Source organism: Amphibacillus indicireducens, from assembly GCF_039539605.1.
GTDB classification, from domain to species: domain Bacteria; phylum Bacillota; class Bacilli; order Bacillales; family Amphibacillaceae; genus Amphibacillus; species Amphibacillus indicireducens.
The window spans coordinates 1-16,445 of the sequence record NZ_BAABDL010000142.1 but is presented as its reverse complement, the minus strand read 5'-3'; the positions used below and the strand labels follow the sequence as shown (position 1 = coordinate 16,445).

At 36.8% G+C, this 16,445-nt stretch carries 12 protein-coding genes and 1 riboswitch; of the genes, 10 read left to right on the top strand and 2 right to left on the bottom strand.

Annotated elements, in window-relative coordinates; genetic code table 11:
* A partial coding sequence (locus tag ABD814_RS12525) for a helix-turn-helix domain-containing protein (RefSeq protein WP_344913832.1) occupies positions 1-735 on the top strand: 735 nt, incomplete at its 5' end.
* 23 nt (positions 736-758) lie between these two features.
* Here the strand turns inward: ABD814_RS12525 and ABD814_RS12520 are convergent.
* Entirely contained in the window at positions 759-2,471 is a 1,713-nt protein-coding gene (locus ABD814_RS12520; RefSeq protein WP_344913829.1) for a sensor histidine kinase, read from the bottom strand.
* Positions 2,472-2,704: 233 nt separating this feature from the next.
* Between ABD814_RS12520 and ABD814_RS12515 the strand changes: the two genes are divergently transcribed.
* The 4 genes from ABD814_RS12515 (at position 2,705) to ABD814_RS12500 (ending at position 6,911) form a co-directional block, all read left to right on the top strand.
* Complete coding sequence (locus ABD814_RS12515; RefSeq protein WP_344913826.1) at positions 2,705-4,351, top strand: type 2 periplasmic-binding domain-containing protein; 1,647 nt, start codon at positions 2,705-2,707, stop codon at positions 4,349-4,351.
* 78 nt (positions 4,352-4,429) lie between these two features.
* Entirely contained in the window at positions 4,430-5,347 is a 918-nt protein-coding gene (locus ABD814_RS12510) for an ABC transporter permease (RefSeq protein WP_344913822.1), read from the top strand.
* A 14-nt stretch (positions 5,348-5,361) separates the two neighbouring features.
* A complete protein-coding gene (locus tag ABD814_RS12505) occupies positions 5,362-6,258 on the top strand; it encodes a carbohydrate ABC transporter permease (RefSeq protein ID WP_344913819.1) in 897 nt (298 codons plus the stop codon).
* 23 nt (positions 6,259-6,281) lie between these two features.
* Complete coding sequence (locus tag ABD814_RS12500) at positions 6,282-6,911, top strand: DUF624 domain-containing protein (RefSeq protein ID WP_344913816.1); 630 nt, start codon at positions 6,282-6,284, stop codon at positions 6,909-6,911.
* A gap of 239 nt (positions 6,912-7,150) precedes the next feature.
* On the opposite strand, the gene ytvA is transcribed toward ABD814_RS12500, so the two are convergent.
* On the bottom strand, positions 7,151-7,912 hold the full coding sequence (gene ytvA / locus ABD814_RS12495) for a YtvA family blue-light photoreceptor (RefSeq protein ID WP_344913813.1): 762 nt from the start codon (positions 7,910-7,912) through the stop codon (positions 7,151-7,153).
* A gap of 106 nt (positions 7,913-8,018) precedes the next feature.
* Between ytvA and ABD814_RS12490 the strand changes: the two genes are divergently transcribed.
* The 5 genes from ABD814_RS12490 to guaA all read left to right on the top strand — a co-directional run bounded on the left by ABD814_RS12490 (position 8,019) and on the right by guaA (position 16,120).
* Entirely contained in the window at positions 8,019-9,380 is a 1,362-nt protein-coding gene (locus ABD814_RS12490) for a TrkH family potassium uptake protein (protein ID WP_344913810.1), read from the top strand.
* A 479-nt stretch (positions 9,381-9,859) separates the two neighbouring features.
* Positions 9,860-10,810, top strand: a complete 951-nt coding sequence (locus tag ABD814_RS12485; protein WP_344913835.1) for an AAA family ATPase — start codon at positions 9,860-9,862, stop codon at positions 10,808-10,810.
* On the top strand, positions 10,810-12,057 hold the full coding sequence (locus ABD814_RS12480) for a DUF58 domain-containing protein (protein WP_344913806.1): 1,248 nt from the start codon (positions 10,810-10,812) through the stop codon (positions 12,055-12,057). The genes ABD814_RS12485 and ABD814_RS12480 overlap by 1 nt, the downstream gene beginning before the upstream one ends.
* Positions 12,057-14,273, top strand: coding sequence for a transglutaminase TgpA family protein (locus tag ABD814_RS12475; RefSeq protein WP_344913802.1), 2,217 nt, complete (start codon positions 12,057-12,059; stop codon positions 14,271-14,273). Before ABD814_RS12480 ends, ABD814_RS12475 begins: the two co-directional genes overlap by 1 nt.
* 30 nt (positions 14,274-14,303) lie before the next feature.
* Positions 14,304-14,405, top strand: a riboswitch (purine riboswitch).
* A 179-nt stretch (positions 14,406-14,584) separates the two neighbouring features.
* Positions 14,585-16,120, top strand: a complete 1,536-nt coding sequence (gene guaA / locus ABD814_RS12470) for a glutamine-hydrolyzing GMP synthase (RefSeq protein ID WP_344913799.1) — start codon at positions 14,585-14,587, stop codon at positions 16,118-16,120.
* The last annotated feature ends 325 nt before the right edge of the window (positions 16,121-16,445 follow it).

The window sequence follows — 16,445 nt, the reverse complement described above, 5'->3', positions numbered from 1 at the left end:
AAGTTTTTTTGTGTTAAAAGGCTATATATCAATAAAAACGAAGGTTTTTACTATAAAACTTTAGACAATACGGATGCTACTAAAGGGGAAGATTTATTAATTTCAAAAGTCATTAAAGCAATACAAATTGAAGATCATGATGCTTTCGATAAAAATATTCAGAAAATAATAAGTTACCATAAAAACTATCAGATGATGTCGATTCCATTTGTTAAATTTTTCTATGCTAATTTTGTTGAAGTACTTAGTAAAGAAACAAAAATTAATTGGTTTGAATCTAAAGAAAAAACCATCCAACAAATACTTGAGGCAAACAATATTGAATCGATTTTACAAATTGTTGAATCAATTGTAGCAGTTATTAACAAGCATCTTGATGAACTTCAAGATTCCTCTAACCTTTACATTAAAAAGGTTAAAAAATATATTATTTCAAATTATGAGCAAGATTTACACCTAGATCTACTCGCTGCACAAGTATCTTTGTCACCAGGTTATTTAAGTGAGTTATTTAAAAAAGAAGAAGGAATTGGGGTTAATAAATACATTAAAGATACTCGAATGAGTGAAGCGAAAAACCTCCTGATCAATACAAATTTAAAAGTATCTCTGATAGGGATGAAAGTAGGTTATGAAAACTACCCCTATTTTGTTAAAACATTCCGCAAAGAAACAGGGTTACCTCCAGAGAAATATCGACAACAGTATTTTACACCTAAAGGTGAAGGAAACTGAGAGGCTACTTTAGAGGGTGCCTCTCAATATTTATTTGTTAATGGTAATGTAACGATGGCAAGCGTTCCTTGATTTAATTGGCTGTCATATTTTAGACCATGATTGTTTCCATAAATCAGTTGAATGCGGTTATGAACATTACGAATGCCATAACCATTTGTTTCGGTTGTTAATATTATTTCAAGTTGTTCTCTCGACATGCCTTGCCCATTATCACTAATCATAAAGATTATCTGGTCATTTTCTATTCTCCCTTCAATCAAAATCAGTCCTCTTCGCTCATTCTCAATATGATCTAATCCGTGCAAGATACTATTCTCAACGATAGGTTGTAAGGTCAGATTTGGCATCTGGTAATTTAATATTGCTTCATCAATATTTAAATAATAATCAAAAGATTGATCATGCATCATATGCTGAATCTTTAAGTAAGAAACGACATTTTGCACTTCCTCATCGATGGTGATGAAGTCCTGACCTTTATTTAATGTTGTTCGGTAAAATGTTGATAAATACTGAGTCATTAAGCTAATCTCTTCTTGGTCAGCTAAGATAGCCTTACTATTGATTAAAGATAATGCATTATAAAAGAAATGCGGATTTATTTGTGCTTGTAATGCTTTTAGTGCATACTCTTGTTTCTCAATTTTAGAGAGGTAAACTTCATTGATCAGTTGCTCGATCCGCTGAACCATTGTTCTAAATATGCTTATTAATGTACTAATTTCATCATCTGAATTTGTTTTTACCGTTACTGTGAAGTTTTCAAAATTGATTGCCTGCATATTTAAGGCTAAGTTTTCTAAGGGTCGAACGATTACTCTGGAGAAAAGATAGACTAATGAAAATAATAAAACAACACTGATTAATGTCACGACAAAGAAAATGATGGTAATATTTTTGATCGAGTGATAGATTGAATCAACTGGTCTTAATAAGACTGTTGTCCAATCAGCACTAGGGATATGTCCTTGTTTATAGACAAAGTTATTCTCAAATTGCTCACTCTGTATAGTTGAGAGCACCTCGTTTGGTTGGAGATAACTTTCATTGGTTTCCGTGTTTTTTTGAAAATCAAATAGCAGTTTACCGTTAGAGTCAAAGACGAAAATACCATAATGATCATCAAAAAGTTTATTGAGAGAATCAAACAGTGCTTGATAATGAACGGATAGGTTAATGATCGTCCTCGTATCTTTAACACCTGTAAACAATTCAACAGCAAAATTCATTGCTGAGGCATTTTCAGAGACATAATGAATGGGTTGCGTTGTTTGAAGAATTTTTTCAAACCAATCATAATGCTCAATGTCTGATAGAGGGCGAAGAAAGTTACCATGACTGTTTATTTCTATATCAGTATATAGGGTAATTCCACTCAGATCACGATTCAATGCAAGACTATTGTAAAATAACGGATTTAATGTATCACGAAAAAATAAATACATTTGGTAATTGCTGGTGAATATATTGCTTAACTCAGTATTTAAATTATGGTCCAGTAATATATAGTTTAAGCCGTTATTATAAGCATTTATTTTATTATCTAAACGAAGGATCGTCTGGTTCATCGTTTCTTCTAATACTTTCTGTTCTCGTTCATATAAAAGCTGGTATATTTGGTTATAACCAAATATACCAAGTAATAGCAGTGGGAATAGGCCAGAGATTAGACTAATAATTAATACCTTGTTTCTTAATTTTAACTGTAAATAAAATTGTTTGATTCTGCTCATTTGGTAGAAGCCCCTCCTTAGATGAGTAAATGCTTGTTGATATAAATTATTGCATCTACCATACCACCCCTGTTAACGAAGCACAATATACCTTCAAATAAACAGGAAAAATTGACATGAAAGCGCTTTATTTAATATATGTACCTAATTGAAAATGGAGTAAACTAAATTTAGGAACAATTGATATGATCATGTCAATGTAATAATTATTTTTATTATGGAGGTTAATTTAAATGAATATAAAGAAGGTTTTATTCTTTAGTGTTTTAACATTCACTATATTTGTTTTATTAGGTTGTGTCGGTGGAAGCGAACCCACACATAACGATGATGGTGACTTAATTGTCAGATTAGGAAATCAAACAGCTACAAATTCTAAGCTTCCAGAAGGTGATACATTTGAAGATAATGCCTATACACGTTTAGCAGAAGAGCTGTTAGAAATCGAGATTATTAATGAGTTTGAGGCAAACGGTGAGGATTATGATCGCCAAATTGCTTTAACGATTTCTTCAGGAGAACTTCCTGATATTATGCAAGTAAGTGTAGAAGAGTTAGAAGAACTTTATGAAAATGGTTATATTGCTGATTTATCAGAAGTATTTGACGAGTATGCAAGTGATTACATTAAAGAGTTATATGATTCATATGAAGTGAATCCATTAGAGACGACAAGCTTTGATGGTGGTCTATATGGACTTCCAGCTGTTGTAAATGTGACACCTCCTCACATGATTTGGGTTCGACAAGACTGGATCGATGAGCTTGATTTAGACTTTGATTCTGATGGTGATCGCTTGATTACAATAGAGGAACTGGAGTTTTTAGCTCAGACATTTATTGACGAGAATCCGGGAGATGCTGATAACCCAGTTGGGATTCCATTAGCTCACTGGCTCAATGAACCAGGATATGGCGGTGCCTTTACGATGACAACAATTGCTTCAACGTTTGGTGCTTATCCAAGAAACTGGATTGAAGATGCTGATGGAAATGTGACTAACGGTTCAATCATGCCCGAAACGAAAGAATCTCTAGCACTAGTTAAGGATTGGTTTGAACGAGGTATTTTAGATCCACAGTTTGGGACACGTTCTTGGGACGATATTATGGCATTAGCTGTAAATAATCAAACAGGAATTCTTACTGGTGCTTGGCATATGCCAGACTGGGGCTTAAGTAATGTAAAAGAAATGAATCCTGATGTTGTGTTTGAAGCATACACATTAGTGGATGATCAAAATCAAATTAATATTGCGAGTCAGGATCCGATCGGTTCTGTTGCGGTTGTAAGCAGTGACTTCGATCATCCGGAAATTCTTGTTGAATTGATTAATGTATTCTATGATACGCTAAAAAATGAGTTGAACCTTGAAGAGGTTTATCCCGATATTTATGAGTATCAAGTATTAGATGTTGATGGAGCGACACGTCCATTGAATATGGAAGTACTTAGCTCAACATCTGAATTGGATGATTACTCTTTCATTAGGGATGCAGTTAATGGAGATATTGAAGTGAATGATATACCAGATGCGAGAAGTCAGACTCTTGCTACTTCAATTATGGAATATCAAAATGATCCAGAAAATGCATCAACAGCAGCATGGGCATTGTACCACTCAAGAATGAAAGGTCTTGAATTAGGGCAGTCGGTAACTGATAACGGTAATTTAGTGTGGATCAATCCGGTGTTCTTTGGAACAACCCCAGCTCTTGAACAATATTATGGAAATCTCATTTCATTAGAAGAAGAAGAGTTTATCAAGATCATTACTGGTGAAGAATCAATCGACCATTTTGATACATTTGTTGAGATGTGGTATGACCAAGGTGGAGAAGAGATTTTAGCTGAAATTGAAGCGGAAATAGCAGAGTAATAAGATCCAATCTTAAGGAGCTGCTCATTCAATGGGCAGCCCTTGTTAACCACTATGTATAAAGGGAGGTTAAATCAAATGACAGGAAAGAAAAGAACCTCATCAAAAAAGTTTATGAGCTCAAATATAATATATCATTTGATGATACTACCGGGGATCATTTTTCTACTTATTTTTAATTATGCACCGATGTTTGGTTTAATTATGGCTTTTCAAGATTATGTTCCAGCTCGCGGTTTGTTTGGTTCAGAATTTGTTGGATTGCACCATTTTTCTTATATGTTTTCATTGCCTACAATTGGCCGTGTATTTGAAAATACAATCATTATTGCGGGTGGCAAGATTATCTTTGTGACCCTATTATCGATTTTATTTGCCATCTTACTTAATGAAATTAGAGTCCGTTGGTTTAAGAAGTCTGTCCAAACTCTTGTTTATTTACCCAATTTTTTATCATGGGTTGTGCTCGCTTCGGTTGTCGTCAATATGTTCAACCTTGATGGAAGTGTGAACCAGATTTTAGAGTCCTTTGGTATGGGTCCATTTAACTTTTTAGGGAGTAATCAGCTTTTTAGACCTTTAATCATTGGTACGGATGTATGGAAGAGTTTTGGTTTTAATTCGATCGTTTACTTAGCGGCGATTACATCAATTGATCCGGGTTTACATGAAGCAGCTAGTATTGATGGTGCAAATTGGTTTAGACGAATTTGGCACGTAACATTGCCAGGTATGCTCCCGATTATTTTGTTGTTATTCATTTTAAATCTGCCTAATATTTTAGATGGTGGGTTTGATCAAATTTATAACCTCTATTCACCAATGGTCTATCAATCAGGTGATATTATTGATACCTATGTCTATCGAGTAGGATTAATGGGTCGCGACTATAGCTTTGGTACGGCTGTCGGATTATTTAAATCGATTATCGGTCTTGTCCTCATTTTAGGAGCAAATGCAACGGCTAAGAGATTCACAGAACGACAACTCTTTTAGAAAGAAGGTACATTATGAATTTGCCAAATAAAAGTTTATCAGGTAAATTAGGTAAAGCTATTATCTACATGATCATCACTTTCCTAGGATTAATTACTCTTTTACCTTTATTAAATATTATAGCGATTTCAATGAGTGGTAGTGGTGCGGTAACTGCAAATGCTGTAGGAATTATACCTGTTAATTTCACATTAGAGCCTTATCGAATGCTGGTTGATGATCCACAGTTTTGGCGTTCATTCGGCATTTCAATACTGCGTGTAGTTTTCTCATTGGTACTCAATATGATTTTGATCGTTTTAATGGCTTATCCTTTATCAAAAAGCAACTCTGAGTTTAAAGGTCGCAAAATTTACATGGGTATTCTAATATTTGCGATGCTATTTAATGGCGGTATGATTCCAACCTATCTAGTGGTAAGAAATTTAGGTTTACTTAATTCGATTTGGTCACTCGTATTACCGGGAGCTGTACCGGTATTTAGTGTAATTTTAATCATGAACTTTTTCAGAGGAATTCCGAAGTCATTAGAGGAAGCAGCTATTATTGATGGTGCGACACAAATGCAAGTTTTGTTAAAAATATTTTTGCCTATTTCAGTTCCATCTCTAGCAACGGTAGCACTATTTAGTATTGTTGGAAATTGGAATGACTTTTTCTCAGGGCTAATATATATGACTAGAGTGAGTAATTATCCACTGATGACTTATATCCAGTCCTTAACAATTGATATTCAAGCGATGATTCAACAAGGAATTGACTCAACTAACCTGTCTCAATTAATGGGTGTTTCAGATCGTAACTTGAATGCAGCAAAAATCGTGGTATCAAGTATACCGTTAATTTTAATTTACCCATTCTTACAAAAATACTTTATTACGGGGATTGTTGTGGGCTCAGTTAAAGAATAAATAAGGTCATTTGAGGTGAAAAGGTGTTTAAATTTTTAGAAATAGATAGCGCCTATTCTCGCGCAATGTTCAAATTAGTTGATTTAATCCTTATAAATTTGTTGTTTATAGTGTCTGCTGTTCCAATAATAACGATTGGAGCAGCAATCACTTCAACGTATACAGTTCTCTTTAATTATACTAATGGAAATAAAGATCGAATTATATCGCGTTATTTTCAGGCTTTTCGTCAGAATTGGAGGCAAAGCACTGTAGTATATCTGTTTATAATGCTTGCTTTTTGTTTATTAACAATCAACTTATTTTTATTTCCAAGCTATGATGGTCCTTTAAGGTGGTTAGTGTTAATTTCACTGATCATTTTTACGGTCATATTATATTTATTTGCAATTGTTATTTTTGCGTATCTTGCTAAATTTAATGATTCAATTATTAAATCATTTCAAAATGTCTTGAAAATTATATTGGATAATATATTTAAAAGTTTACTAATTTTACTAGTCACATTGATGCCTTTAGGGATAATGATTATCTATCCTCAATCACTTGCGCTAGTACTTTATTATTTTATTTTTGTAGGCTTTTCGATGTTAATTTATATCTACACAAAAATTTTAAGTGGAATTTTTAATAAGTATATTATTATTGATTAGCTTTTTAGTTAGATGGAGGAATTTCATAATTACTTAATTAGGTATAAAAGCACGAATAATTGAGTGAATACCTGTGAATTCGAAGAGCTCATATTCTTTTTTTGAAATTAAATCACTCTTCTTAAATTGATTTGTGAATATCATCATTAAAATGTCGCACAGAAACCAGATTTAATCAATGAAAACAAACTAAAAAAGACTTCCTTCAGTCAATCACACTGAATCGAAGTCTTTTTTCTCTAAGACAATGCTTTAATCGCATCTTGAATGGTTAAGTATGTATGGAGATCCTTTAATTGATCCGTAAAATCCCGTGCTTTTAAAGCCATATCAGGTCGTACCCCCGTAATGACAAGCTGTGTGCCAATTAGCTGTGTTAGAGCACGGAGCTTTAAAAAAGAATCAACGATTGACGGTTCAATATTGTATAATCCGGATAAATCCAAAATTAAATAATCATTTTTATTTTTTGATAAATAGGTTGATATTTTTTCTGTTAAATGATCGAGTCGTTCGTAGTTAACTTTGCCAATGAGAGGCAAGGCTGCAATGTCCTTATTAATCGGAACGATCGGCGTCGAAAGTTGTTCAAGCTCGGTTAAAGCCTCTTTTAAAAGTGCTTCTTTTCTTTTTGATTCGGTAATATCTTTTTGTACCCCAACGAAGTATAATTTACCATCAATCCACATCGGATCGATCGTCAGCTGATTCCAAAAAGGCTCACCATTTTTCTTGTAATTATATAGCTCAACAGTAATTGATTGTTCATTGGTTATCGCTTGTTTAATCGCCTTAGTTACATCAGTCCCAGTTGATTGACCTTGAAGCATTCGACTATTCTTCCCGACTACTTCTTCGGCATCATAGCCTGTTAAATTAACAAAACCTTTGTTGACGAAAATAATAGGGTGATCAGGTTGATTCGGATCTGTTATAATAAGACCAACATTTGTATGGTTAAGTGCTTCTCTAAAAAATGAATCTTCTAGTTGCTTGATCATGATATGAATCACTCCTTTTAAAAAATTATGCCATGTTTGATTTTGTAAATCAATCATAGAATTAGTAACAAATCAACTTTCAGCCAAATGGTAAGGGGGAAATCTGATGAGTTTTATTAATCGCTTAATCAAAAACCAAAATTTATCGCCCGTTAAATTAATCGTTTTATTTTACTTTTTGGCGATTTTAATTTCAACAGCAATCTTGAATGTGCCATTATTTTGGCAAGAAGGACAAACACTATCGTTATTCGATAGTCTGTTTACTGCAATTAGCGCAATTAGTGTGACCGGCTTGTCTGTCATACCGATTGATCAAGTCTTTAACACAGCAGGCTATTTTGCCTTGTCATTTATTTTTCAGCTTGGCGGAATTGGAATTATGACAATGGGGACAGCGATTTACCTTATGCTCGGTAAAAAAATCGGCATCCGTGAGCGCCAGCTGATCTCAATTGACCATAACCAAGCGACCTTTTCTGGCCTTGTTCGGTTAACGAAAAAAATTCTCCAAACAATACTTGTGATTGAACTAGTGGGCATGGTCGTGCTAAGTATCCATTACCTGAATTACTTTGATACGTGGCAGGAAGCTTGGCTTCAAGGTTATTTCGCATCAGTGAGTGCGACAACAAATGCTGGTTTTCATATTACGGGTGTCTCACTCATTCCATTTGCTGACGATTACTTTGTTCAATTTATTCAGATCATTTTAATGATTCTCGGTGCGATTGGCTTCCCGGTTCTAATTGAAATTCAACAGTGGCTGATTGATCGAAAAAATCGTAAAAAAGGTTTTCGATTTACGACATTTATGAAGCTAACAACAACGACTTATTTTTTACTGCTCATTTTTGGTATGGTTATTATTTTTCTGATTGAGCATAATCTCGCATTTGCTGATCAGCCGTGGTACCAGTCATTGCTATCGAGCTTATTTAACTCTGTTTCAACTCGAAGTGGTGGTCAAATCACAAGTAACATCGCTGAATTCTCAACACCAACATTAATCGTACTTGCCTTTTTAATGTTTATTGGAGCATCTCCAAGTAGTGCTGGTGGTGGGATTCGAACGACGACTTTTGCGGTCATGTTGTTGTCTGTTTACAATTATGCAAAGGGGCGTCAATCGATTAAAGTCTTTCAAAGAGAGATTAGTCATCGGGATACAATTCGTTCATTTGTTGTGTTAACTACCGCAATTTCGCTTACTTTAATCGCAATTTTTGTTTTATCGATCACGGAATCTTTTTCGATTCTTGAGCTCGCGTTTGAAGTCTTTTCAGCGTTTGGAACAACGGGGCTGAGTTTGGGAATTACAGCTGAGTTGTCTGTTATTGGGCGAATTGTGATCATGGTGATGATGTTTATTGGGCGAATCGGTATTTTCTCTTTCCTATTCCTGATCAGTAGCCCACCAACTAAAGATCTCTACCGCTATCCAGAAGCACGAATGCTGATCGGCTAGCAAACAAGACGAAATAATAAAGTGTGAATTGATCGATAATAAGCTCCTATGACACGAAGAAGCAATTAGATAGTACTTTGAGCATAAGTTTTTAATTACTCAAAGGTCGGACAAATTTCGAAGTTCGTAGGGTGAATATGTCCGCAGTAGCACCACCACGGACAAATTTCAAAGTTCGTAGAGTGAATATGTCCGCAGTAGCACTAACCACGGACAAATTTCGAAGTTCGTAGAGTGAATATGTCCCCAGTAGCACTAACCACGGACATATTTTAATCATTTTCACTGAAAAAAGTCCGACATTCCACTAACTTCAGATATTTATTTATATGAATGAGCATCAATTGTTCTAAGCTACTCTGATTGAGGGATTTTGACGAAGTGCATTCGTTCCTCAATCAATAGTTTATTTTTAAGACAAAAAACTATAGTATAGAGATAGCAGGAATTTTTGACATAAAAGGAGGTTTTTCTTGAAAATGAATCATAATCAGCAACTATTACATAAATTACTAACAAATATCAACAAAGTGATTATTGGAAAAAACGAAACAATTACCTTAAGCTTGACGGCCCTTTTAGCACGTGGACATGTCCTCCTCGAGGACATCCCAGGTGTTGGAAAGACGATGCTCGTCCGCGCACTTGCAAAATCGTTAAACTGCTCATTTAGCCGAATTCAATTTACGCCAGACCTATTACCATCGGATGTGACAGGTGTTTCAATTTATCATCCACAAAAACACCAGTTTGAATATAAGCAAGGACCAATCGTAGGCGATATTATTTTAGCTGATGAAATCAACCGTACCTCACCAAAGACGCAATCAGCACTACTCGAAGCAATGGAAGAAAACAGTGTGACGGTTGATGGCCAAACAATTGTGATCGATGATCCGTTTTTTGTGATGGCAACCCAAAATCCAATTGAATACGAAGGGACTTACCCATTGCCAGAAGCGCAAATTGATCGCTTTTTACTCAAGTTAACAATGGGGTATCCAACAGAGGCGGAAGAAATTGATATGCTGGACAGGACGGGTGGTATTCACCCAATTGAAACACTGACTGCTGTGATTGAGCGCCAAGATGTGGCCAAGATGCAAGAAGAAGTGAATGAGGTTTACATTGACCCAATGGTTCAAGAGTATATTGTAAAAATTGTACGGATGACACGAGAGCATCCATCGATCCGTTTAGGTGTTAGCCCACGTGGGGCAATCGGTTTAATGCGCTCAGCCAAAGCATACGCTTATATTCAGGGACGCGATTACTGCATTCCAGACGATGTGATTTACTTAGCGCCATTTGTTCTCAAGCACCGGATGATCTTAACGCAAGCTGCAAAATATGAGAAACGATCAATCGACCAGATCATTGAAGCGATTTTAGCGCAAGTTGAGGTTCCGACACGGAAGGGCTCAGATTGATGAGACAAATCATTTATTTACTGATGAAAACAGTCGTTTTGTTTAGCTTGTTTTTAATCTTTTTTAGCTATGCGATGTTTCAAGGCGGTTTTGTTAGCTGGTTTTTATTTTATTTGACCTTACCGATCTTATTTTATTATCTCGTATTTATTTTTTATCCGATTAAGGACTGGAAAGTCGAGCGTGTGCTTGAAAAAAATCAACTTGAAGCGGGACAAGACATTCAAATTGAGTTAAATCTGAACAGACATCTGCCATTCCCATTGTCGTATTTAATCATCGAGGATACTTTGCCAAGATCAATGGGGGGAATTTTTACCCGAAACGGCTGGCCAAAATTATTAGCCAAACGCAAGTTGAGTCAGCGCAATTTAACTGAACGAGCCATTTTCTATCCGAACTTTCGTCGTCAGCTGACTTATCAGTATCAATTAACAGAATTGCCTAGAGGGTTTCATTCGATTGAATCCATAAGATTAACGATTAGCGATTTATTTGGATTTATTACGAAAACGATTGAGCTTCCGGTTCAATCGACATTCAGTGTTTTACCAGCTTCACTTGAGCTTAGGTTGAATTTATTGAATAAAAGTAAGTTGCTCGGTGATCAAGTCAGTTCAACAATGCACGCTGATCGCTCGAGCAACATGACTGGTGCGCGTCAGTATACACCTGGTGATCGATTGTCTGCGATCCATTGGAAGGCAACAGCTAAGACGGATACGTTAATGACAAAAGAATTTGATCAGGAGTATAATCGGGATGGTGCGGTGATCTTATTTGGGATTAATAATACGATCGCTTATGAGTGGAACGTCGCAATGTGTTATGCCCTTTTACCACGGTTAAAGGCCGATAATTTACAAGTTGAGTTTAACTATATCGGGGCTGATCAAATGGCTGATTCAACAAAAAATAGCTGGGCTAATTTAGCGGATAGTTTTACTGCGCTAAAGCCTGGAGCAACTGAAATGATGGTGGAAGCAAGTTTTGATCACTATCAGCAGTCATTTGATCGAGGCAACTTCCTCCTGATTGTTACCGATCAATTAACAGAAAAAATGGTTGCGCGTCTAATTTCCTTATCAGTCAAGCACCAACGAATCACAGTCTATGTAACGCAAGCTAAATCTGATCAAACGATTGGAACGAGAGCGTTAGAAGTGGAACTTGAGCAAAATCGAATCACTGTCGTTACGATCGATGAGGACAAAACTAAACAACCACGATGGGTGGTGACGATTTAATGACCGATAATCAACGAACGACCCAAATTAAAGTCTTAAGTAGGGTTTCTTATGTGCTGAGTTTGTTGCTGTTTTTTGAATGGATTCGCCCACTCGATCAAATTGTCGGTTTTGATCATTTAAACCTGTTTATTTTATTTGCGATCTTTTCATTTGGGGTGATGTTGTTTAATTTGCCAAGCTGGGCAGCGGTATTAATCAAATCAACCGCTATTTTGTTGATCGTTCATTTTACCTTTTTACCACGACCAGTATTTAGTAATCATTGGTGGAGTCTGATTCAATTCGAATTTCAAAAAAATACAACTGCGATACTTGCTCGCAACTGGTTTCAGTTTACGGAGACTTTTCAAACGATTATTTTCTTAGTGATTATCGCCTTAGTCAGTTATTTGCTTTACTTTTGGTTTGTAACGATGAAGCGTGTGTTCGTTTATATTTGTTTGACGCTTGTCTATGTAACGGTTATGGATACATTTACAGTATATCAGGCGAATCGATCGATTATTTGGATTGTGGGGATTAGTGTTTTTATTCTTGTCATTAATCACTATTTAAGAAAAACGATTGATAAGCAACTACCGATCCACTTTTCCAGCTGGCTTTTCCGAACAATTACCCCATTGATTTTTATCATGCTTACGATCGGGAGTATCAGTTATTTCGCACCAAAAGCCGATCCGATTTGGCCAGACCCGGTGCCGTTTGTTACGCAGGTGAGTGAACGTTTCACTGGTAATGGGAAAACGAGTGAGCTAGGACGATCTGCATATAGTCCTGATGATAGTCAATTAGGTGGCTCACTTATGATGGATGACACAGCGGTTTTTTATGCTGAAACACCGCTGGAACATTATTGGCGAATTGAATCAAAAGATCATTATACAGGTAGGGGCTGGCAACGAGATACTGGTTTGAACACCCAACGTTATCACGAAGGTGATTTACAATTGATCGAACCGTGGTTGGGCAATGATTTAACAAGTGCAACCGTTGAGTACACAGAGCGAGTTAATTTTCTAAATCTTGTTTATCCTTATGGATTGTGGGAAGTGAATCATGAAGAAGTCGATTTCTTTGACTATGATGCAGCAACAGGTGAAATCAATCCGACTTTCTCTGAACATGTATTCAGTGCTTTTGAGTTACTCTATAATCATCCATTTGAAATGACGTATTACTATCCAAGTGTCTCATACCAACAGCTAAAGGATGCAGGCGGAGCGATTCCGCATGAGATTGCTTCAAACTATTTGCAACTCCCAGACACGTTACCTGATCGCGTTTTTCAATTAGCAGCGGATATTATTGACGGTAAAGAGACACAGTACGATCAAACAGTCGCAATTGAACGTTATTTTTCCCGAGGAAATTTCAAGTATCAAATTGAGGATGTGCCATATCCAGCAGAAGGACAAGACTATGTTGATCAATTTCTGTTTGAAACACAGTATGGCTATTGTGATAACTTCTCAACCTCGATGGTTGTCTTGCTCAGAGCAGTTGGAATTCCAGCGCGCTGGGTAAAAGGTTTTTCAAGTGGCGAACAAATCGAAGACCTGTCGACGGTTGATCAGGAATTGTATCGTTACGAAATTAAAAATAGCAATGCTCACTCATGGGTTGAAGTCTACTTCCCGCAGATTGGCTGGATTCCATTCGAACCGACAATCGGGTTCAGTGGCAGTGATATGCTCTATAGTGAAAATAAGCAAGTCGACGATCAGTATGTAGACAAACAAGAACAACCAAGAACTGAAGAAGATCACGACATGTTACAGGAGGAGCAAGCACTTGATCAAGAGCCAATCGACAATGATCGAACGACCAGACGTTCACTAGGGAATTTCTCAATTTGGTTCTGGCTTACTGGAATCATCGTTAGCGTACTGATCGTTGGTTTGATTGCAATTAAGTGGAAACAATTTTTAACAAAAATAATCTTGTCGTATTGGTCAAACTTCGAATCGAATCGGGAGTTTGAAACAGCATACCTTGGTCTGGTCAAATTGTTGCGACTGCATAAGCTTAAACGCCGACCAGATCAAACGTTAGACAGTTTTGCCCGAGAAGTTGACGAAACACTACAAACTGAGTTAATGACACGGTTAACGAATACGTATACGCAACTGATTTACCGGAAGGATTTTCAGCTAGAAAATAAATCGGATCTTTACGATGATTATCAAGCATTGATCAAACGAATCTTAACTTGACCGTTAATGTTCGGATTGATAAAATAATAACATTAATTGAACGATTACCTCTGTATATCCTCGCCAATATGGGGTGAAAGTTTCTACCGGGAATCTGTAAAATTCCTAACTATAGAGGCGGAATAATGTTTATTATTCTGCCTCTGTCTTTTTTGGTAGATAAGAAAGTATAACAACTTTCTTACTACATAAGTGCAATTAAAACATTCGCCTAAAGGCTTGGCGAATGCCAAGTTTTCTAAACAGAGGCTTTCTATTTAAATAAAGGCAAGTTTTCTTAAAAATTTTGCAAGATTGAGGAGTTGGCAAGAGTGGAAATAAAAACTGACTTAATTTTAGTGCTTGATTATGGTAGCCAATATAGTCAAGTACTGACAAGAGGGATTCGTGATCTCGGTGTTTATAGCGAGCTTCATCCCCATCGATTAACAATTGATGAGATTAAAAAAATTAATCCGAAAGGGATCGTTTTATCTGGCGGTCAACGAAGTGTTTTTGATCAAGAAAAGCCATTGATTAATGAAGCGATTTTTGATCTAGACATTCCTGTTTTAGCACTCGGGTATAGTGCGCTAGAAATGAATCAGCTGTTTGGTGGTGTCGTGACAGAATCAGATGAATCGGGCTACCTTGAAGCAGAAATCCAAGCCGCAACGAAGACGCCATTATTCGCCAGCACAGAGGCGATGCAAACAGTTTGGCTTAGCAAAACGGATCAAATTGAAACTGTTGCCGATCAATTTGTTGTCACAGCTACAAAAGACTCACAAATTGTCGCAATCCAGCATCAAGACAAAGCAATTTTTGGGCTACAATTTCACCCGGAAATGGCACAGACAACGAATGGACAAGCTATTTTGAAAAATTTCCTTTACGAAGTGTGCGATTGTCAAGGGAGCTGGACAGCTGCCTATTATGTCAAGCATGAAGTAGAGAAAATCCGCCAAACTGTAGGCAACCGTAAAGTTTTATGCGCATTAAGTGGTGGTGTCGACTCATCTGTTGTAGCTGCGCTTGTTCATAAAGCAATTGGTGATCAACTCACGTGTATTTTTGTTGACCATGGCCTGCTTCGTAAAAACGAAGGTGACACGGTGATGAAAACATTTAAAGATGACTTTAATATGAACATTATTCGGATTGATGCTGAAGAACGCTTCCTTAGTAAGTTAGCCGGCGTCTCAGACCCAGAACAAAAACGTAAAATTATCGGCAATGAATTTATTTACGTTTTTGACGATGAAGCAGATCGTTTGAAGGATATGGATTTCCTTGCGCAAGGAACGATTTATTCAGACGTAATCGAATCAGGCGTAGACGGTGGGAAAATGGTTAAATCACACCATAATGTTGGTGGACTACCAGAAGACATGCAGTTTGAATTGCTTGAGCCATTAAAATCATTATTCAAAGACGAAGTACGCGCAGTGGGAATTGAATTAGGTATCCCAGAAGAAATCGTCTGGCGCCAACCATTCCCAGGACCAGGCTTAGGGATTCGTGTGCTTGGTGAAGTGACCAAAGAAAAGCTTGAAATTGTTCGTGAAGCAGATGCAATTTTACGAGAAGAAATTGCTGCAGCCGGACTCGACCGTGACATTTGGCAATACTTTGCCGTCCTACCAGGGATTCAAAGCGTTGGGGTTAAAGACGGAGAGCGCACATACGACCACACAGTCGGTATTCGCGCGGTTCACTCAGTTGACGGCATGACATCTGACTGGGCACGCATTCCGTGGGACGTGTTAGAGAAAATTTCTCGACGGATGACAAGTGAAGTCGATCAGGTTAATCGAGTGGTGTATGACGTGACAAGCAAGCCACCTTCGACGATTGAGTGGGAATAATTGCTATACTTGATTAGGATGGTTTATGTTGATTTGATGGACTTTGATGTGATTTGAAATCACTTGAATAAGTTTAATTTGATAAGGTTGTCCGCTTTTTATCCCGCCTAAAACAGCTTTAGATGCTTTTGTTCAGTGGTTTTTGAAAAAGGTACTCGTAGGTTATCCCGCCTAAAAATTATTATACAGTTGCTATAAAAATAATATTAAATAATGAAAAAACACGTTTCCTTTTAGGGAGCGTGTTTTTTGTTGTTGTGTGCCCAGCATGGGTGCAGACTCTAGGGTGAAAGTCCCGAACAGTGAAGGCAGTAGTAGCTGTAGC

Bases quoted from the DNA above. Each gene is read 5' to 3' on its own strand.
- ABD814_RS12520 (WP_344913829.1), bottom strand. From the start codon at position 2,471: ATGAGCAGAATCAAACAATTTTATTTACAGTTAAAATTAAGAAACAAG.
- ABD814_RS12515 (WP_344913826.1), top strand. From the start codon at position 2,705: ATGAATATAAAGAAGGTTTTATTCTTTAGTGTTTTAACATTCACTATA.
- ABD814_RS12510 (WP_344913822.1), top strand. From the start codon at position 4,430: ATGACAGGAAAGAAAAGAACCTCATCAAAAAAGTTTATGAGCTCAAAT.
- ABD814_RS12505 (WP_344913819.1), top strand. From the start codon at position 5,362: ATGAATTTGCCAAATAAAAGTTTATCAGGTAAATTAGGTAAAGCTATT.
- ytvA (WP_344913813.1), bottom strand. From the start codon at position 7,912: ATGATCAAGCAACTAGAAGATTCATTTTTTAGAGAAGCACTTAACCAT.
- ABD814_RS12490 (WP_344913810.1), top strand. From the start codon at position 8,019: ATGAGTTTTATTAATCGCTTAATCAAAAACCAAAATTTATCGCCCGTT.
- ABD814_RS12485 (WP_344913835.1), top strand. From the start codon at position 9,860: ATGAATCATAATCAGCAACTATTACATAAATTACTAACAAATATCAAC.
- ABD814_RS12480 (WP_344913806.1), top strand. From the start codon at position 10,810: ATGAGACAAATCATTTATTTACTGATGAAAACAGTCGTTTTGTTTAGC.
- ABD814_RS12475 (WP_344913802.1), top strand. From the start codon at position 12,057: ATGACCGATAATCAACGAACGACCCAAATTAAAGTCTTAAGTAGGGTT.